The sequence below is a fragment of the Mycobacterium asiaticum genome (genome assembly GCF_001673315.1).
Taxonomy (GTDB): domain Bacteria; phylum Actinomycetota; class Actinomycetes; order Mycobacteriales; family Mycobacteriaceae; genus Mycobacterium; species Mycobacterium asiaticum_B.
This window is the reverse complement of record NZ_LZLQ01000092.1, coordinates 23,279-43,951: the sequence shown is the minus strand read 5'-3', so window position 1 is coordinate 43,951 and position 20,673 is coordinate 23,279. Positions and strand designations below refer to the sequence as shown.

Genomic DNA, 20,673 nt, shown 5'->3' with positions numbered 1-20,673 from the left:
CGGTCAGTAGCCGGAATAGGTGGTGATGGTGGTGGACGGCGTATTCGAGACGATCACCACGCCCACGACGACGTAGAAGATGATCAACGCCACCCAGGAGACGACGGCGGCGACGGCACTGATGATCGCCCACTTCCTGGCGTTGGCCGACGCGGCCTGCGCCTCACCATAGCGTCCCTGCGCCCACAGCCCGGAAACCTTGCTGGAGTAGACGATTGACACGATCCCGGCCGGCATACAGCACAGCACGGTACTGAGGATTGCCCAGACCAGGTAGTTGTCCGGCTGGGGCTGGCCACCGTAGGGCGGCTGGTATCCGTAGTTCGGCTGCTGACCCGGCCACGGCGAACCTCCATACGGATCAGAGGGATAACTCATGCAGCTTCCTTCCGTCGGGTCGCCGCGGTGGTATCGGGGCCGGATAAGTCAGGCAAATATACCCGTAAGACGTCAAATCCCGCCGCGCGCCACCAGTTGTGAGGCAATCACATTGCGCTGAATCTCGTTGGTACCCTCGCCGACGATCATCAGCGGTGCGTCGCGGAAATAGCGTTCCACGTCATACTCGGTGGAATAGCCGTAGCCACCGTGGATACGGACCGCGTTCAAGGCGATCTCCATCGCGACTTCGGATGCGAACAGCTTGGCCATTCCGGCCTCCATGTCACAACGCTGGCCGCTGTCGTACCGTTCGGCGGCGTACCGGGTGAGCTGGCGCGCCGCGGTGAGTTTGGTTGCCATGTCGGCCAAGTAGTTGCCGACGGCCTGATGCTTCCAGATCGCCTTGCCGAAACTTTCCCGCTGCTGAGCGTAGGCCAGGGCGTCCTCGAGAGCCGCGGTGGCCACGCCCAGGGCGCGGGCCGCCACTTGGATACGACCGGTCTCGAGTCCTTTCATCATCTGCGAAAAGCCCTCGCCCGCAACGCCACCCAGCACAGCGGACGTCGACACCCGGAAGTCGTCGAACGACAGCTCGCAGGATTCGACCCCTTTGTAGCCGAGCTTCGGCAGGTCTCGTGACACCGTCAAACCCGGTCCGTGCTCCACCAGCAACACCGAGATGCCCTTGTGCCGGGGTGTGGCGGTTGGGTCGGTCTTTGTCAGCAGCGCGATCAGCCCGGACCGGCGTGCGTTGCTGATCCAGGTCTTGGATCCGTTGACTACCAACGTATCTGGGCCATCCTGCACGGCGGTGGTGGTGATGTTCTGCAGGTCCGAACCGCCGCCGGGTTCGGTGAGCGCCATGGTGGCGCGCAACTCGCCGCTGGCCATCGCCGGCAGATGCCGCCGCTTCTGCTCCTCGGTGCCGAACAAGGTCAACAGCTTGGCAACCACGGTGTGCCCACCCATCGCGCCGGCCAGGCTCATCCAACCCCGCGCGAGTTCCTGCGTGACCAGGACATAACACGGCATCGACACCGGCGATCCGCCGTACTCCTCGTCGATGGCCAGGCCGTAGATGCCGATCCGCTTCATCTGCTCGATCCACGCCTCCGGGTAGGTGTTGGCATGCTCGACTTCACGCACCGTGGGCCTGACTTCGCGATCGATGAACGCCCGCACGGTGGCGACCAGCATCGCCTCGTCGTCGTCAAGTTCACTGCTCACGCCAACGCCTTTCCATCGGTCCAGAGTGAAGACGGCGACGCCGAACCGGCGTGTCCCGTCGTGAAATTCACTCTCGGCTGGGTGGGTGTTTGACCCCCGGTCGCACAGCCTGCCAGCATGAGCCCTTGTGACCAACGGGTACCGGGACATCCCGGTGGGCGGCCCCTACTTCGACGACCTGCGGGTGGGCCAGGTGTTCGACTGGGCGCCGTCGGCCACTCTGTCTCCCGGTCTGGCCGGCGCGCACCAAGCGATCGTGGGAAACCGGTTGCGGCTGACACTGGACGCCGGACTCTGCGCCGCCGTCACGGGTGCGCCTGCCGCGCTGGCCAACCCCGGCCTGGTCTGTGACGTGGCGATCGGTCAGTCCACGCTGGTGACCCAGCGGGTCAAAGCGAACCTGTTCTACCGCGGGTTGCGGTTCCACCGATTCCCGGTGATCGGTGACACCCTGTACACCCGCACCGAGGTGGTCGCGTTGCGGGCCAACTCGGTCAAGCCGGGCCGGCCGCCAACCGGGTTGGCGGCGTTGCGCATGACGACCATCGACCAGGCCGATCAGTTGGTGCTGGACTTCTACCGCTGCGCGATGCTGCCCACCAGCCCGCAGTGGTCCGGGTCGGGACCCGCCGACGACTTGTCCGCGATCGGGGCCGAAGCGACGGCACCCGTCGTCGACCCCACCGAAGCCTGGGACTCCGAAACGTTCCGGCTGCGGGTGCCGGGTCCGCACTTCGACGCCGCACTGGCCGGCACAGTGCTGCACAGCACCGGCGACGTGGTGACCAGCGCGCCCGAACTGGCCCGGCTCACCTTCAACATCGCTGCCACCCACCACGACCGGCGGGTCGGCGGGCAACGGCTGGTCTACGGCGGGCACACCATCGGGCTGGCCTTCGCGCAGGCCAACCGGCTGCTGCCGAATCTGGCGACGGTGCTGGCCTGGCAATCCTGCGACCACACCGGCCCGGTGCACGAGGGGGACACCCTCTACAGCGAACTGCACGTCGAGGCCGCTCAGCCGACAGCCAGCGGCGGGGTGTTGGGCCTGCGCTCGCTGGTCTATGCGGTCAGCGAGGAGGCCGGCGAACCGGACCGGCAGGTGCTGGACTGGCGCTTCGACGCGCTGCAGTTCTGACGTCCCGGTCCGGCCCGCCCGTCTAGCCGGCCGTGCCGGGGCTGCCCGGGTCGCCCTGGGTGCCAGGCTGGCCGCTACCTGCGCCGACGCCCGCCGGACCGCCGTTGCCGGCGCTGCCGCCGCCACCGCCCACGCCGGTGCTGCCGGTGGTGCCGGAACCACCGGCGCCGACCCCGGGTGTGCCCGCCGCGCCGCCGGCGCCGCCGTCGCCACCGCTGGGGCCCTTGCCGCCGTTGCCGCCGTTGCCGTCGGTTCCCGTACCGGCGTTGCCGCCCCACCCGCCGGTCTGGCCGACGAGTGCGCTGCCGCCGCTACCGCCGGCGCCGCCGCTGCCGGCGTTGCCGCCCTTGCCGGACACAGCACCGCCGCCATTGCCACCCGCGCCGCCGACGCCGCCGACACCGCCGGTGCCGCTGTCGCCGCCGTTGCCGCCGTTCGGGAAGGCCTCGGTGCCGCTGGCGCCGTTGCCGCCGGTACCGGGCGCTCCGCCGTTACCACCGGTGCCGCCGGTGCCGCCGGCACCGCCCGTACCGATGCCCTGAGCGTTGCCGCCCGCTCCGGCCTTACCACCCGCGCCGCCTGCGCCGCCGTCGCCGCCGGTGCCGCCTTGACCCGCATTGACGTTGATGTCGCCAGCAGCACCGGTGCCGCCGGCACCGCCCGTTGCGCCCTGGCCGCCGTTGCCGCCCGCGCCGCCGTTACCGGAGGTAGCGCCACCCAGGCCGCCGGCGCCACCGTTGCCGCCGGCACCGCCGGCCTGCCCGATGCCGCCGGTGGTCCCAGCGGTACCTGCGGCGCCGTTGCCGGCGTTGCCGCCCTTACCGCCGTTGCCGAGCGCGCCACCGTTGCCGCCGGCGCCGCCGTCGCCACCGTTCGCACCCGGAGTCACGGCGTTGAAGCCGTTGCCGCCAGCGCCGCCGTTGCCGACCGGACCGGTGACCGCGGTGCCGTTGGCCCCTGCGGTTCCGGTGCCACCGGTACCCGCAGCGCCACCGATGCCGACCGTTCCGGGGTTGCCGCCGTTACCGCCCGCACCGCCGTTGGGGTTGGTGCCGTTGGTGGCGTTCGCGCCGGTGCCACCGTTGCCGGGGGTTCCGGCGTTACCGCCCTTGCCGCCGCTGCCACCGGCGCCGTTGGTGCCGGCGTTGCCGGTGCCGAGCACCGAGCCGGCGGTGCCGCCGTTGCCGCCCTGGCCGCCGTTGCCGCCGTTGCCGCCGTTGCCGCCCTGCTGGGCGCCACCGATGCCGGTGCCGTAGGTGTTGCTGTTGGCGACACCATTGCCGCCGATAGCACCGTTGCCGCCGTTCCCGCCGTTGCCCGCGGTACCACCGGCCCCGCCGCTGCCGGCATTGCCTGAGATCGAGCCGCCGTTACCGCCGTTGCCGCCGGCCCCGCCGTTGCTGCCGGCCAGGCCGTTGCCGCCGGTGCTGCCGGGCGTGCCCGGGGTGGTGCCCCCGACAGTGCCGGCGATGCCGTTGCCGCCCTTACCGCCGTCACCGCCGTTGCCGTAGGTGCCGCCGTTACCGCCGGCCCCGCCGTCCCCGCCGTTGACTCCGACGGTGGTGGAGTTGAAGCCGGTCCCGCCGTTGCCGCCGTTGCCCACCGCGGTGGCGAACCCGGCGCCGTCGGCACCGTTGTTGCCGCTGGAGCCGGTGCCGCCGCTGTTGGTGCCGCCGGTGCCGCCCTTGCCGATGATCGCGGTGCCGCCGTAGCCGCCCTTGCCGCCGTTCGGGTTGGTGGCGTTGCCGTTGGCGCCGACCCCACCGTCACCTGGGGTGCCGGCCTTGCCGCCGTTGCCGGCATTACCGCCGTTGCCGTCGGTGCCGTTGGTTCCGACGCCGAGGGCCTTGCCGCCCAGCCCGGCGTTGCCGCCGTTGCCACCGGCACCGCCGGTGCCACCGTTGCCGCCGTTCTGGCCGGCACCGCTGTTAGTCCCGGCCACCCCACCCGCGCCGTTCACGCCGGCACCGCCGTCGCCGCCGGTGCCCCCGACGCCGCCGTTGCCGCCATTGCCGGCGTTGCCGCTGACCGACCCGCCGTTGCCGCCGGTGCCGCCATTGCCGCCCGCGCCGCCGGCCATGCCGTCGGTGCCGCTGGCTCCCGCGCCGGACCCGGCGTTGCCCGCGGTCCCGGCCGAACCGTTGCCACCGCTGCCGGCGTTGCCGCCGTTGCCGTGACTGCCGGCGTTGCCACCGTTGCCGCCGTTACCACCGGCAGCGCCCGGGGTCGCGGCGGTCTGGTTGTAACCGTTGCCGCCGGTGCCGCCGTTGCCGACCGCGCTGCCCACGATCGCGCCGTCCTTGCCTGCCGTACCGGGTTGGGTGTTGGAGGTGCCGCCGGTGCCGCCCTTGCCGGCGGTCTCGTTGCCGCCGCTGCCGCCGTTGCCGCCGTTCGGGTTGGTGACGGTGCCGTTGACCCCGTTGCCGCCGTCGCCTGGGGTGCCGGCCTTGCCGCCGTTGCCACCATCGCCGGCCACACCGTCGACGCCGTCGCTGCCGACGCCCTGCGCCTTGCCGCCCACGCCGCCGTTACCGCCGTTGCCGCCGTTGCCGCCGACGCCGCCGTTGCCACCGTTCTGGCCGGAGCCGACCCCAGTGCCGTACTGGTCGACGTCGGTGACCCCGTTGCCGCCGGTCACACCGTTGCCGCCGGCACTGCCGTCGGCACCCTTGCCGCCGGCGCCACCCTGACCACCGTTGCCGGAAGTCGAGCCGCCCTTGCCGCCGGCCCCGCCGTTACCGCCGGAGCCGCCGGCGCGGCCGTCGACGCCGGAGTCGCCCGCATTGGTTCCGTTGGCGCCGGGCAGGTTGTTCACGCCGTTGCCGCCCGCGCCACCGTTGCCGCCGTTGCCGATGTTGCCGCCGTCGCCGCCGTTACCACCGTTGCCGCCGCTGGCGCCCTTGGTCAGCGGGTTGTAGCCGGCGCCACCCTGGCCACCATTGCCGGCCGGACCGGTGACCGAGGCACCGTTGGTGCCGCTGGTCGGTGTGCCGCTGCCGGTGCCGGCGGTTCCGCCCAGGCCGGCCTTGCCGGCGTTGCCGCCGTTGCCGCCGTTGCCGCCGTTGGGGTTACCGACGGTGCCGGCCGCGCCGGTGCCGCCGTTGCCGGGAGTGCCGGCCCGGCCCCCGTTGCCGGCGTTGCCGGCGGTGCCGGTGGTGCCTGCGGTGCCGGTGCCGTTGTTCAGAGCGCCCGCTGCGCCGCCGTTGCCGCCGTTGCCGCCGTTGCCGCCGTCGCCACCGCTGCCGCCGGCCTGCCCGGCGCCGTTGTTGATCCCGGGGAGACCGGCCCTGCCGCTGACGCCGTTACCGCCCTTGCCGCCATTGGCGCCGTTTCCGGCGTTCCCGCCGCTGCCGGCGTTGCCGGAGATCGAACCGCTGGCGCCGCCGGCACCACCGTTGCCGCCGGACCCGCCGGCGATGCCATTGGTGCCCGAGTCGCCGGCCTTGGTCCCGTTGACGCCGTTGGTGCCGGCCGTGCCGTTGCCGCCGGCCCCACCGTTACCGCCGTTGCCGATCGGTCCGGCGTTGCCGCCGGCGCCGCCGTGACCGCCGGACTTGCCGGGGTCGGTGGCCGGGTTGTAGCTGAAGCCGGTGCCGCCGTTGCCACCGTTGCCGCCGGTTACACCGGTGGGCACGCCACCGTCCTTGCCGTTGGCGCCCGCGACATTGCCGCTGCCGCCCAGCCCCTTGGCGCCGCCGGCGCCCAGGCTGCCGCCGTCGCCGCCCTTGCCGCCGTTGGGGTTGGCGGCGGTGCCGTTGCCACCGTTGCCACCGTTGCCGCCGACGCCGTCGTTGCCGCCGTTGCCGCCGGCACCGCCGTTGCCGTCCTGATAGCCGGCCGCGATCGCCTTGCCGCCGTTGCCACCGGTACCGCCGTTGCCGCCGTTGCCGCCGCCACCGCCCTTGCCGCCGTTGCCACCGGCAATGCCGTTGCCGCCGTTGCCGCCGGTACCGCCGTCGCCGCCGTTGCCCGCCGCGCCGCCGTCCCCGCCGTTGCCGCCGGAGGTGCCACCGAGACCACCTTGGCCGCCCTTGCCCGCTGAGCTGCCGTTGCCGCCGCCAGTGCCGTCGGCGCCAGGACCACCCATGGATCCGCTGGTGCCGACAGCGCCGTTGCCGCCCTTGCCGCCGGTGCCGCCGGTGCCGTACTTGCCGGCGTTGCCGCCGACGCCGCCGTCCCCGCCGGCCTTGGCCGGGTCAGTGGAATTCCAACCAGCACCACCGGTACCGCCGTTGCCGGCGATGGTGGTGGGGCTGGTGCCGGCGGTGCCGTTGGCGCCGGCGCTGGAGCCGGTGCCGCCAGTACCGCCGTTGCCGCCGCTGCCGGGGTTGGCGCCGTTTCCGCCGGTGCCGCCGTTGGGGTTGGCAGCGGTGCCGGCCGCGCCGGTGCCACCGACGCCGCTCACCCCGCCGTTGCCACCGTTGCCGGCGCCCCCGCCGGTGCCGACGGTGCCATTGGTGACGGTCCCGGCGTTGCCGCCGTTGGCCCCCTGGCCGCCCGTGCCGCCGTTGCCGGCGTTACCGCCCTTGCCGCCGTTGACACTGAAGTCACCGGTGCCGCCCTTGCCGCCGACACCGCCGGTGCCACCGTCGCCGCCCTTGCCGCCCTTGCCGCCGTTACCGCTGTTGCCGGCCACGGTGCCGCCGTTGCCGCCCTTGCCGGCCGCGCCGCCGTTGCCGCCGGTCCCGCCGACGCCGCCGTCCTGGCCCGGGCCTCCGGTGCTGCCGGTGACGCCAGTCCCGCCGGTGAAACCGTTGCCGCCGTTACCGCCGTTTCCGTAGGCGCCGGCATTGCCACCGTCACCGCCGGCGTAACCGGTTTGGCCGGCGCCGGGGATGCCGAAGGCGTTGCCACCGTTGCCGCCGTTGCCGGTCGGCGTGGTGGGTGTGGTGCCGGCCGTTCCGTTCGCACCGTTGCCGTTGACGCCGCTGGCGCCGGTACCCGCGCTGCCGCCGGCGCCGGGGTTGCTGCCGTTGCCGCCCTTGCCGCCGCCGAGGTAGCCGTCGCCACCCTTGCCACCGGCCGCGCCCTGGCCGCCGGTGCCGCCGTTGCCGCCGCTGCCGCCCTGGCCGTTGTTGATGGTCGGGTCGTTGTTGATCGAGCCGTTTCCGCCGTTGCCCCCGGCCGCGCCGTTGCCGGCGTTGCCGCCGGCGCCGCCGTGCCCGTTCAGGGTGCCGCTCTTACCGCCGTCGCCGCCGGCACCGCCGTTACCGCCGGCCTGGCCGTTAGCCCCGTTGGGGTCGGATGCGGTCCCGCTGCCGCCGTTCGCGCCGACTGCGCCCGCACCGCCCTTACCGCCGGCACCGCCGTCGCCGTACAGGCCGCCGTCACCACCCGCGCCGCCCTTACCGCCGTTGGCCCCAGGCGTGGTGGCGTTGTAGCCGTCGCCACCGGCGCCGCCGTTGCCGCCGACGCCCGTGGGTGTGGTTCCGTGGCTGCCGTTGCTGCCATTGGCGGCCGAACCGGTGCCGCTGCCGTTGGCTCCGCCGCTGCCACCGGTGCCACCGCCGGACCCGACGCCCGGGTTGCCGCCCTTTCCGCCCTTGCCGCCGTCGGGGTTTTCCAGCGTGCCGGCGGCGCCGTTGCCGCCGTTGCCCTGGGTGCCGCCGTTGCCGCCGTTGCCGGCGTTGCCGCCCTTGGCGCCGCTGCCCGCGGTGCCGTTGCTCGCCGTGCCGCCGGCGCCACCGGCGCCACCGTTGGCGCCCGCTCCGCCATTGCCGCCCTTGCCGCCGTCCTGACCGCCGCCGACGCCGTTGTTGTAGAGGTTCTGGTTGGCCACGCCGTCGTGGCCGTTGGTGCCGTTGCCGCCGTTGCCACCGCTGCCGGCGTTGCCGCCGATCCCGCCGTTGCCGCCGTCACCGATGACGGTGCCACCGGCGCCGCCGGCACCACCCTTGCCACCGGCCCCGCCGTTGCCGCCGTTGCTGCCCGAGGCGCCGGTGTTGCCGTTGTTGGTGCCGGTCGCACCGTTGGAGCCGTGACCGCCGGCGCCGCCGTTGCCACCGTTACCGTTCGTGCCGCCGGTGCCGCCGGCCCCACCGGCACCGCCGGCCAGGCCATTGCCATTGGCGTCGGTGGCGTTGGGCGACTGGCTGTAACCCGTGCCGCCGTTACCGCCGTTGCCGGACTTGCCGGTGAAGCTGGCGCCCGTTTGACCGTCCAGGCCGCTGGGGTCCTTGGCGCCGTCCAGGCCGCCGGTGCCACCCTTGCCGCCGGAACCGGCGTTGCCGCCGTTGCCGCCCGCGCCCCCGTCGGGGTTGGCCACCGAGGTGCCGTCCGCCCCGTGGCCGCCGCTGCCGGACGCTCCCGCAGCCCCACCGTTTCCTGCGTTACCGCCCGTACCGACGGTGCCTTCGGTGCCGTACAGCCCGGCGGTGCCACCGGTACCACCGGCACCGCCGTTGCCGCCCACCCCGCCGTTGCCGCCGTTGCCGCCGTTCTGCCCGGCACCGTTGTTGACGCCGATGACGCCGTTGCGTCCGTCCTGGCCGGTACCGCCGGCGCCGCCGTCACCGCCGGTGCCACCGGAACCGCCGGCGCCGCCGTCGCCCAGGTTCGCGCCGGCGTTGCCGCCCGCACCACCCTTGCCGCCGTACCCGCCGGCGCCGCCGGTGCCGCCGTTCTCGCCGTCGCTGACACCGTCCTTGCCGACATCGCCGCGCACACCGTTGCCGCCGTCACCGCCGGCGCCACCGCTGCCGTAGTTGCCGCCCTTGCCGCCGGCCCCGCCGTCGCCACCGTTGGCGCCGGCCGCCGTCGAGGTGAATCCGTCACCGCCGCTGCCGCCGTTGCCGCTGGGCGTCGTCGGCAGCGCCCCGTCAGTGCCGTACTTGCCGAAGCCGACACCGTTGCCGTTGCTGCCACCCTCGCCGCCGGCGCCCACACCGCCGGCGTTACCGCCGTTGCCGCCGGCCCCGCCGTTGGGACTCGTCGAGATGCCGTCCGCACCGTCGCCGCCACTGCCGCCGATGCCTGCGTCGCCACCGTTACCGGCGGCCCCACCGAGACCCGACTTGCCCGCGATGCCCTTCGTGGCCGACCCGCCGACGCCGCCGTTGCCGCCGTTGCCGCCCTTGGCGCCGCTGCCGCCGCTGCCGCCGTTCTGGCCGGCGCCGACACCGTTGCCGTAGGTGTTCTTCCCGGCCTCGCCGTTGGCACCTTGTGCCCCGGCGCCGCCGTCGCCACCGTCACCACCGCTGCCACCGGCACCGCCGCTGCCGCCGTTACCGGCGTTCACCCCGGCCTTGCCGCCGCGGCCGCCGTCGCCACCGGACCCGCCGGTCTGGCCGTTGCCGCCATTGAGGTCGGTGCCAGTGCCGGCTTTGCCGGTGGTGCCGTCCACACCGGCCACCCCGTTGCCGCCGTTGCCGCCGTTGCCACCACTGCCGTAGTTGCCGCCGTCACCACCGGCGCCGCCGTGCCCGCCGACGCCGCCGGCGACCTGCGGGCTGAATCCGTTGCCGCCGTATCCGCCGCTGCCGACGATGCCGGTGATCCCGGCACCGTCCGCGCCTTTGGCCGCTGTGCCAACGCCACCGTTGGCGCCGCCGGCGCCGCCCTTGCCGACAGCGCCGGCGTTACCACCGTTGCCGCCGGCGCCACCGTCGATGTTGGTGCTGGTGCCGGCTGCGCCGTGACCGCCGGCGCCGGGTGTGCCGGCGTTGCCGCCCTTGCCGCCGACGCCGCCGGTTCCGTTGGTGCCCGCGCTGGCGCCTGATCCGCCGGCCGCCCCGCCCTTGCCGCCGGCGCCGCCGGCTCCACCGGTGCCACCGTTGCCGCCGTTGCCACCGGCCTGGCCGCCGCCGACGCCGTTGTTGTAGGTGTTCTGGTCGCTGACGCCGTTGGCGCCGGTGATACCGGTGCCACCGTTGCCGGCCGCACCACCGACACCGCCGTTGCTGGCGTTGCCGCCGTTGGCGTTGGCGCCAGCGCTGCCGCCGGTCCCGGCCCCGGCCGCACCGCCGGTGCCACCCGCACCACCGTTGCCGCCCTTACCGCCGGCGCCGCCTTCGCCACCGGCATAGCCCGAACCGTTGTTCACACCCGTGGTGCCGTTCGCACCGGCCGCGCCGATGCCGCCGTTGCCCGCGGTGCCGGCGTTGCCGCCCGCACCGGCGTTGCCGCCCTTGCCCGCGGTGCCCGCTCCGGCGCTGCCGTTCGACGCGCCCGCGGCGCCGCCGGCGCCGCCGTTGCCGCCGGCCCCGCCGTTGCCTGCGTTGCCGCCTGCGGTGCCCGCGCCACCGACACCGCTGGTGGCCGCGCCGTTGCTGCCGTCGATGCCACTGCCGCCGTTGCCGCCGAGGCCACCGGCGCCGCCGTTGCCACCGGCGCCGCCCTTGAAGGTGGCGGTGCCGGCGCCCTTACCGCCCGCGCCGCCGGCCCCTCCGGTACCACCGGCAGTGCCGTCGGTGCCGTTCGCGTTGCCGCCGTTGACTCCGTTGTTGCCTGCCGTGCCGGCGGCGCCGTTGCCGCCGTTGCCGCCGCTGCCGCCGTTGGCGCCGGTGCCGGCCGCGCCGGCCGTCCCGGAGCCGCTGCCGCTGCCGTTCGCGCCGCCCGCGCCGCCGCCGCCGACCGCTCCGGCGTTGCCGCCGGCCCCACCGGCGCCGCCGGTGGTGTTAGTGGTCGTTCCGGCCGCGCCGTGACCGCCGTTGCCGGCCAGGCCGGAGTTGCCGCCCTTGCCTCCCGCTCCGCCCGCGCCGTTGGTGCCCGCGTTAGTACCGGACCCGCCCTTGCCGCCGGCGCCGCCGGCCCCACCGGTGCCGCCGGCACCGCCGTCACCGCCGCCCTGGCCGCCGCCGACGCCGGTGTTGTAGTTGTTCTGGTCGCTGACGCCGTTGGCGCCGGTGATACCGGTGCCGCCGTTTCCGGCGGCCCCACCGGCACCACCGCTGCTGGCGTTGCCACCGTTGCCGTTGGCGCCCGCGCTGCCGATGGTGCCGCCATTGCTGGCGCCGGCAGCGCCACCGGTACCGCCGTTGCCGCCGTTGCCGCCCTTGCCGCCGGCGCCGCCGTTACCGCCGGTGTACCCGGCGCCGTTGTTGACACCCGAGGTGCCGTTGGCGCCTGCCGCGCCGATGCCGCCCTTGCCCGCGGTGCCCGCGGCGCCACCGTTGCCACCGGTGCCGCCATTGCCCGCGGTGCCCGCGCCGGCGCCGGCGTTGGCCGCACCCGCGGCGCCACCAGCGCCGCCGCTACCGCCGTTGCCGCCGCTGCCGGCATTACCGCCCGCGACGCCCGCACCACCGACACCGCTGGTGGCCGCGCCGTTGCTGCCGTCGACACCGCTGCCGCCGGCCCCGCCGACGCCACCGTTGCCACCCAGACCGCCGGTGCCGCCCTTGAATCCGGCGCCGGTGCCCTTACCGCCGGCGCCGCCCGCGCCACCCGAACCCCCGGCGGTGCCGTCCGCACCATTGGGGTTGGCTGCGTTGACGCCGTTTGCGCCGACGGTGCCGGCCGCACCGTTGCCGCCGGTGCCGCCGTTGGCGCCGTTGGCGCCGTTGCCGTTGGCGCCTGCGGTGCCGGTGCCGACGCCGTTGCCGTTCGCGCCGCCGGTTCCGCCGGTGCCCAGGCCGCCCGCGTTACCGCCGGCCCCACCCGCGCCGCCCGTGATGTTGCTTGCCGTACCCGCGGCGCCATTGCCACCGTTGCCGGCCAGACCGGCATTGCCGCCCTTGCCACCGGTGCCACCGGTGCCGTTGCTCCCGGCGCTTCCGGTGGTGCCGCCGCCGGCGCCGCCCTTGCCGCCCGCGCCGCCGACGCCGCCGGTGCCGCCGGCACCGCCGTCGCCACCCGCCTGGCCGCCACCGATGCCGGTGCCGTACGTGTTTTGGTCGCTGACGCCATTGGCGCCTGTGATACCGGTGCCACCGGACCCGGCCGCACCGCCGGCGCCGCCGTTGCTGGCGTTGCCGCCGTTGCCGTCGACGCCCTTGACGCCACCCGCGCCGGCGCCCGCGGCACCACCGGTGCCACCGGCACCGCCATTACCGCCCTTGCCGCCGACGCCGCCCTCACCGCCGGAATAACCCGCACCGTTGTTCGTGCCTGAGACGCCGTTGGCGCCGTTCGCACCGGTGCCGCCCGCCCCGGCCGTCCCGGCCGAACCGCCCTTGCCGGCGTTTCCACCGCTGCCGGCGTTTCCGGCGTTGGCACCGCCGGTACCCGCGCCCGCGGCGCCACCGGCCCCGCCGTCACCACCGAGGCCGCCGTTGCCGGCGTTGCCGCCGGCCTGACCGGTGCCGCCGACACCGGTGGTGGCTGCGCCGTTGCCGCCGTTGACGCCGGAACCGCCGGCCCCGCCGGCGCCACCCGTGCCCCCGGCACCGCCGTTGCCGCCCTTGAAGGTGGCGCCGTTACCGGTGCCGCCGGAACCGCCGGCGCCGCCCTTGCCGCCGGCCGAACCGTCGGTGCCGCTGTCGCCGGCGTTGACGCCGTTGCCACCGGCCGTGCCGGCCGCGCCGTTACCGCCGGCGCCGCCGTTTCCACCGTTGGCGCCGGTGCCGTCGGCGCCGGCGGCCGCGCTGCCGCTACCGCCGTTGCTACCGCCGGCGCCGCCCTTGCCGAGGATGCCCGCGTTACCGCCGGCGCCGCCCTTGCCGCCGTCGATGAAGTTCGTGGTGCCGTCCGCGCCCCGGCCACCGTCACCGGCGACACCGGAGTTGCCGCCCTTACCGCCCACGCCACCAGCGCCGTTGGAACCCGCGGTCGCGCCGGCTCCGGCGGTGCCGCCCTTGCCGCCGGTGCCGCCCGCGCCACCGGTGCCGCCGTTGCCGCCGTCGCCACCAGCCTGGCCCGCACCGTTGTTGACGCCCGCGGTGCCGTTGGTGCCCGTGATACCGGCCCCGCCGGATCCGGCAGCGCCGCCCAGGCCGCCGTTGCTGGCGTTGCCGCCGTTGCCGTTGGCCCCTGCGTTGCCCGCGGTCCCGCCGTTGCTCGCACCGGCAGCGCCGCCGGTGCCGCCGTTACCGCCGTTACCACCGTTACCGCCGGCCCCACCGTTGCCGCCGGCGTAGCCCGAGCCGTTGTTGATGCCCGAGACGCCATTGGCGCCCGCCGCGCCGGTGCCGCCGTTTCCGGCGGTGCCCGCATTGCCGCCCTTGCCGGCGTTGCCGCCGTTGCCGGCGGTGCCCGCGCTGGCGCCGGCGTTGGCCGCGCCCGCGGCGCCTCCGGCACCGCCATTGCCGCCGGCGCCACCGCTGCCCGCGTTACCGCCTGCGGTGCCCGCGCCACCGATACCGGTGGTGGGTGCGCCCGTGCTGCCGTCTATGCCGCTGCCACCGACGCCACCTGCGCCACCGTTACCGCCCAGACCGCCGGTGCCGCCCTTGAAGCCGGCGCCAACGCCCTTACCTCCGGCGCCACCGGCACCGCCCGTGCCACCCGCGGTGCCGTCCGCGCCGTGCGGGTTGCCCGCATTGACGCCGTTGCCGCCGGCCGTGCCGGCCGCGCCGTTACCGCCGGCGCCACCGCTTCCGCCGTTGGCGCCGGTGCCGTCGGCGCCGCTGAGTGCCGAGCCGCCCCCGGCGCCGCCCTTGCCCACTGCTCCCGCGTTGCCGCCGGCCCCGCCGGCGCCACCGGTGGTGTTGTTGACCGTGCCGGCCGCCCCGTCGCCACCGCTGCCGGCGATTCCGGAGTTGCCACCCTTACCGCCCACGCCGCCGTTGGCGTCGAGTCCCTTGACTCCGGTGGTGCCGCCGCCGACACCGCCCTGACCGCCGACACCGCCGGCGCCACCGCTACCACCGGCCCCGCCGTCACCGCCGGCCTGGCCGCCGCCGATGCCCGTGCCGTACTTGTCGAGATCGGTGGTTCCGTTCGCTCCGGTGATGCCGGCTCCGCCGGATCCGGCCGCGCCACCGGCGCCGCCGCTGCTGGCGTTCCCGCCGTTGCCGTCGGCACCCTTGACGCCGCCCGTACCGGCGCCGGCCGCGCCGCCGGTGCCACCGGCCCCGCCGTTGCCGCCCTTGCCGCCTGCCCCGCCTTCGCCACCGGTGTATCCCGCGCCGTTGTTGACGCCCGAGACACCGTCGTGGCCGTTGGCGCCGATGCCGCCCTTACCGGCCGTACCCGCGGCCCCGCCGTCACCGGCGGCGCCGCCGCTGCCCGCGGTGCCCGTGGTGGCGCCTCCGGTGGCCGTGCCGGCCGCGCCACCGGCGCCGCCGTCACCGCCGGCACCACCGTCGCCGGCGGCACCGCCGGCCTGACCTGCCAGACCGGCACCGGTGGTGGCGACGCCGTCGGCGCCGTTGATGCCACTGCCACCGGTACCCCCGGCGCTGCCCCTGCCGCCGGCGCCACCGTCGCCGCCGTGGAAGCCCACACCGTTGCCCTGACCACCGGCGCCACCGGCGCCGCCCTTGCCACCGTCGTGGCCGTTCGTGCCGCTATCGCCGGAATTGATCCCACTGCCACCGGCCGCGCCGGCCGCGCCATGTCCACCGGCACCACCGCTGCCACCGTTGGCGCCCGTGCCGTCGGCGCCGCTGAGCGCCGAGCCGCCCCCGGCGCCACCCTTGCCGATACTGCCCGCGTCGCCACCCTGGCCGCCGCTCCCGCCGTCCAGGAAGCTGCTGGTTCCGTCGGCGCCACGGCCGCCTGCCCCGGCCGCACCGGCGTTACCGCCCTTGCCGCCCATCGCTCCATTGCCGTCGGCGCCCTTGACCCCAGAGGTGCCGCCACCGCTACCACCGGTGCCTCCGGCGCCCCCGGCACCGCCGGTGCCGCCGGCACCACCATTGCCACCGGCTTGACCAGCACCGTTGTTGATTCCGGCGATCCCGTTGGCGCCGGTGATCCCGGTGCCGCCGGAGCCCGCCGCCCCACCGAGGCCACCGTTGCTGGCGTTACCGCCATTACCGTCGGCGCCAGCGGTCGCGCCCGCTCCGCCAGCGGCGCCACCGGTGCCGCCCGCGCCGCCGTTGCCGCCCTTGCCGCCCGCGCCGCCGTCACCGCCGGCGTAACCCGCGCCGTTGTTGGTGCCGGCGATCCCGTCGTGGCCGCTGGCGCCGATGCCGCCCTTACCTGCGGCGCCCGCGGCCCCGCCGTCTCCGGCGGCGCCACCGTTGCCGGCGTTGCCCGCTGCGGCGCCGTCGGCGCCCACTCCGGCGGCACCACCCTGGCCGCCGCCACCGCCGGCACCGCCGCTGCCGGCGTTGCCACCGGCCTGGCCGGCCAGACCGGCACCGTTGGTAGCGGTGCCGTTTTCGCCGTTGATACCGGTGCCGCCGGCACCGCCGCCGCCACCCTTGCCGCCCGCGCCACCGTCGCCGCCGTGGAAGCCCACGCCGTTGCCTTGCCCGCCGGCGCCACCGGCGCCGCCCCGGCCACCGGCCGTGCCATCGGTGCCGTTGTCGCCGGAGTTGACTCCGTTCTTACCGGCCGTGCCGGCCGCGCCGTTTCCGCCGTCGCCGCCGCGGCCACCGTCCGCGCCGGTCCCGCGCGACCCGTCGGCGGCCGCGCCGCCCTGGGTGCCGCCATTGGCCCCGCCGTCGCCGCCGGCGCCGATCGCGCCTGCGTTACCACCGGCGCCACCTCGCCCGCCATCGTGGAAGGTGCCGGTGCCGTCGGCGCCGCGACCACCGTCGCCGGCAGTGCCGGCGTTGCCACCCCTACCACCGGCCCCGCCGAGAGCGTCGTTGCCCGCGCCGGCCGTCGCGCCGCCAGCCTGGCCGCCGGTACCGCCGGCGCCACCGGCGCCGCCCTTGCCGCCCGCCCCGCCACTGCCACCGGCCGTGCCGGCGCCGTTGTTCACACCCGCTGTACCTGCGGCGCCGTTACCGCCCGCGCCACCTGCACCCGCCGCGCCGCCGACACCGCCACTGCTGGCCGCCCCGCCGTCACCGTCAGTTCCCGCGGCGGCACCGAGACCGCCGGCGGCGCCACCGGCGCCGCCCTTACCGCCGTCGCCGCCCGTACCGCCGGCGCCACCGTCGCCACCGGCGTATCCGTTGCCGCCGTTGGGTGCGCCGTCGTGGCCGTGCGCACCGATGCCGCCCTTACCCGCTGTTCCGGCCGCACCGCCGGCGCCGGCCGCGCCGCCGTCCCCGGCCTGCCCGGCGATGTCACCACTACCGGCGGCACCACCCTTGCCGCCGGCTCCGCCGTCACCACCACTGCCGGCGTTGCCGCCGGCCTGGCCCGCGCCACCGATGCCGTCGGTCGCCACGCCATTGCCGCCGTCGACGCCGCTGCCGCCCGCGCCGCCCGCGCCACCCTTGCCGCCGGTCCCGCCGTCGCCGCCGTGCGTGCCGGTGCCGCTGGCCGCGCCGCCGGCGCCGCCGTCACCGCCGTGGCCGCCGGCGTTGCCGTCGGTGCCGCTGTTACCCGGGTTGATGCCGTCGTCGCCGTCCCTACCGGAGGTGCCGTGACCGCCGTCGCCGCCGTCGCCGCCGTTCGCGCCGGCACCGTCGGCTCCCTTTGTCGCACTGCCGCCGCCGCTGCCGCCGTCGGAGCCGCCCGCGCCGCCTACACCTACTGCGCCGGCGTTTCCGCCGCGCCCGCCGGCTCCGCCGTCGACCCAGCTGCTGGTGCCGTCCGCGCCGCGACCACCGTCGCCGGCGGTGCCGGCACTGCCGCCCCGGCCACCGACACCACCCTTGCCGTCACTGCCCGCGGTCGCCCCGGAGAGGGCTTTACCACCGGTGCCGCCCGCGCCGCCGGCGCCGCCTTGGCCGCCGGCGCCGCCGTCGCCCCCGGCGACGCCGGCGCCGGAGTTGATCCCGGCCACCCCACCGGCCCCGCTGACCCCGGCGCCACCGGCACCGGCCGCCCCGCCCGCGCCGCCGTCGCTCGCGGCACCACCGGCGCCGTTGGCGCCAACGTTGCCGCCGCCGCCACTACCCGCAGCGCCGCCCTTGCCGCCGGCACCACCGTCACCGCCCTGCCCGCCGGCACCACCATTGCCACCGGCGTAACCCGCGCCGTTGTTGGCGTTTGCGCTGCCATGCGCCCCGGCCGCGCCGGTCCCACCGGCACCGGCCACGCCGGCGTCGCCACCCTTACCGGCCGCGCCGCCATCTCCGGCTGTGCCGGTCATGCCGCCGTGAGTGCCCGCCGACCCCGCGGCACCACCCGCGCCGCCGTCGCCGCCGCTGCCGCCGGAACCGGCGTTGCCCCCGGCCTTACCCGAGCCTCCGACACCGCTGGTGGCCGCTCCGTTGCCGCCGTCGAGACCGCTGCCGCCATGGCCGCCGTCGCCGCCCTGGCCGCCGCCGCCGCCGGTACCGCCGTGGGTGCCTGCGCCACCGGCCGCGCCGCCGGCGCCGCCGGCACCGCCCTTGCCGCCGACCGCACCATCGGTTCCGTTCACTGCGGCACCGGTGCCGTTGTTGCCGTCGTGACCCAGGGCGCCGTCGCCGCCCGCACCACCGGCACCACCGTTGACGCCGGCGCCTGCGGCACCGTCTGCAGCTGAGCCGTTGCCGCTGCCGTTGGCTCCGCCCTTGCCGCCGGACCCGGCTACCCCGGCGTTACCGCCGGCGCCGCCGCTGCCACCGTCGAGGTGCTTGACGTCGCCGTCGGCGCCGCGCCCACCGTCACCCGGGGTGCCCGCCGCCCCGCCGTCGCCACCGGCGCCGCCGGTGCCACTGGCCGCGGCGGCACCCTTGCCCAGCACCGCGCCGGCCTTGCCGCCCGCTCCGCCCGCGCCGCCGGACCCGCCGTCACCACCGCTGCCACCGGCAGTGCCGGACTGGCCGGCACCGAAGTCCGCACCCGACCTGCCATCGACACCGTTACCGCCGGCACCACCGGCACCGCCGATACCGCCGGCCCCACCGCCCCCGGCGTTGCCGCTGATCGAGCCGCCGTTGCCGCCCGCCCCACCGGCACCGCCGCGGCCACCGGCGGTGCCGTTGCCACCGCTGTCCCCGTAGCCGCCGCCGTGGCTGCCGGCGCTGCCGGCCGCCCCGTTACCACCGACGCCGCCGGAACCGCCATTGCCGTAATTACCGCCGTTGCCGCCGCGACCGCCATCGCCACCGCTTGCGCCGGCAATGTTGCCCAGGGAGGCGTCATAGCCCGCGCCGCCGTTGCCGCCGTTGCCACCCGCGCCGGTGATGGTGGCGCCGGTCTTGCCGTGGGCACCGATGACCGATCCGGACCCGCCGGTACCGCCGCTGCCGCCGACGCCGTTGAAGTTGCCGCCGTTGCCGCCGTTGCCACCGTGCGGGCTGCTCGCGTTGCCCGCAGCGCCGTTGCCGCCGTTGCCGGCAAGCCCGCCGGTGCCGCCGTCGCCGCCGGCTCCGCCGCGGCCGATGATGCCGTTTTCGCCGAACAACAAGCCGCCGCGGCCGGCCGCGCCACCGTTACCGCCGTTGCCGCCGGTCGCCCCGGTGCCGCCATCGCCGCCGTCGCCGCCGTTGCCGCTGGGGTAGGCGCCGTCGGCGCCGTCGAGACCATGGGCGCCGGTTCCACCCCGGCCGCCGAGGCCGCCGTTGCCCCCGTTGCCGCCGTCGCTGAACAACAGACCGCCTCGACCGCCGGCACCGCCGTTGCCGCCGTGGCCGCCGTTGACGCCGGTGCTGCCCGCCCCGCCGTTGCCGCCGTTGCCGCCGACCCCGCCGTTGCCGTACAGCCAACCGGCGTTGCCGCCGCCCCCGCCGGTACCGCCGTTGAAGCCGGCGCCGCTGCTGCCGCCGCTGCCCCCGGTGCCTCCGGTGCCCAGCAGGAAGCCGGCGTTGCCGCCCAAACCGCCGGTACCGCCGTGGCCGGCGCCGGTACCGCCGGTGCCGCCCGCGCCGCCTGCGCCGTACAGGCCGCCGGTGCCACCCGCGCCGCCGAGTCCGCCGGAGCCGGTGCTGCCGAATCCGCCGGTTCCGCCGGCGCCGCCCGTCGCACCGGAAAGCCACCCGGCGTCGCCGCCGGCACCACCGGTACCCCCGATCCCCGCCACGCCGCCGGTGCCGCCGGCTCCGCCGGCGCCGGCGAGCAGGCCGCCGTGACCGCCGTGCCCGCCGAATCCGCCCTGGCCGCCGACCGACGGGCCGGTGCCGCCTGCGCCACCGGCTCCACCGGCGCTCAGTAGCCAGGCGTTGCCGCCGTTGCCGCCGGTCCCGCCGACTCCAGAGGGGCTGGTGTTGGCCCCGCCGGCACCGCCCGCGCCGCCGTCGCCGTATAGCCATCCGCCGCTACCGCCGGCTGCCCCGAGTCCGCCGTTGGCACCGGAGCCGCCGGCACCACCGATTCCGCCGGCGCCGAGAAGCCAAGCGCGACCTCCGGCTCCGCCGGCGCCGCCGTATCCGAAGCCGTTCAGATTGGCACCACCGATACCGCCGGCGCCACCGCTGCCGTATAACCAGCCGCCGCTGCCGCCGGCCCCGCCGACCCCGCCGTTGCCGGTCGTCGAGGCGCCGCCGGCACCGCCGACGCCGCCGTGACCGATCAAGCCGGCGTTACCCCCGGCACCGCCGGCTTGGCCGGTGGCACCGGATGCCCCGGCCCCTCCGTTGCCCAGCAGCAAGCCGCCCGCCCCGCCCGCGGCGCCGGGCGTCGCGCCGTCCGCGCCGTTACCGATCAGTGGACGTCCGAGCAAGGCGTAGCTGGGCGCGTTGATGGCACCGAAGATGGCTTCGCCGAAGCCTTCCAGGGAGGTCAGGTTCGACGCCTCGGCGACGGCGTATTGGCCGGCCCCTGCCGTCAGGGATTGCAGAAACTGGGTGTGGAACGCGGCGGCTTGCGAGCTGACGGCCTGATAGGCCTGGCCGTGGGTACCGAACAGCGCCGCGATCGCGGCGGACACCTCGTCTTGAGCGGCAGCCAGCAGGCTCGTGGTGCGGGCGGCGGCGGCTGCGTTGGCCGACTCGAGGGTCGACCCGATACCTGCTAGGTCTGACGCCGCTGCTACCAGCACGTCTGGTGCTGCGATCAAGTACGACATGGGGAACCCGTCCATTACTCGGACACGACCCAAGAGGCCGTGTTGGTGT

Annotated in this window: 4 protein-coding genes; 1 reads left to right on the top strand and 3 read right to left on the bottom strand. The window is 76.3% G+C overall.

What is annotated here, in order from left to right:
- Positions 1–3: 3 nt before the first annotated feature.
- Together A5636_RS14335 and A5636_RS14330 are read right to left on the bottom strand one after the other, a co-directional pair.
- Positions 4–378, bottom strand: a complete 375-nt coding sequence (locus A5636_RS14335; RefSeq protein ID WP_065159306.1) for a CD225/dispanin family protein — start codon at positions 376–378, stop codon at positions 4–6.
- Positions 379–450: 72 nt separating this feature from the next.
- A complete protein-coding gene (locus A5636_RS14330; RefSeq protein ID WP_065159316.1) occupies positions 451–1,578 on the bottom strand; it encodes an acyl-CoA dehydrogenase family protein in 1,128 nt (375 codons plus the stop codon).
- A gap of 157 nt (positions 1,579–1,735) precedes the next feature.
- On the opposite strand from A5636_RS14330, the gene A5636_RS14325 reads away from it, so the two are divergent.
- Positions 1,736–2,746, top strand: coding sequence for a MaoC family dehydratase (locus tag A5636_RS14325; protein WP_065159305.1), 1,011 nt, complete (start codon positions 1,736–1,738; stop codon positions 2,744–2,746).
- A gap of 22 nt (positions 2,747–2,768) precedes the next feature.
- Here A5636_RS14325 and A5636_RS26180 read toward each other — a convergent pair whose 3' ends face one another.
- On the bottom strand, positions 2,769–20,624 hold the full coding sequence (locus tag A5636_RS26180) for a PE family protein (protein WP_155763819.1): 17,856 nt from the start codon (positions 20,622–20,624) through the stop codon (positions 2,769–2,771).
- Between the last annotated feature and the right edge of the window lie 49 nt (positions 20,625–20,673).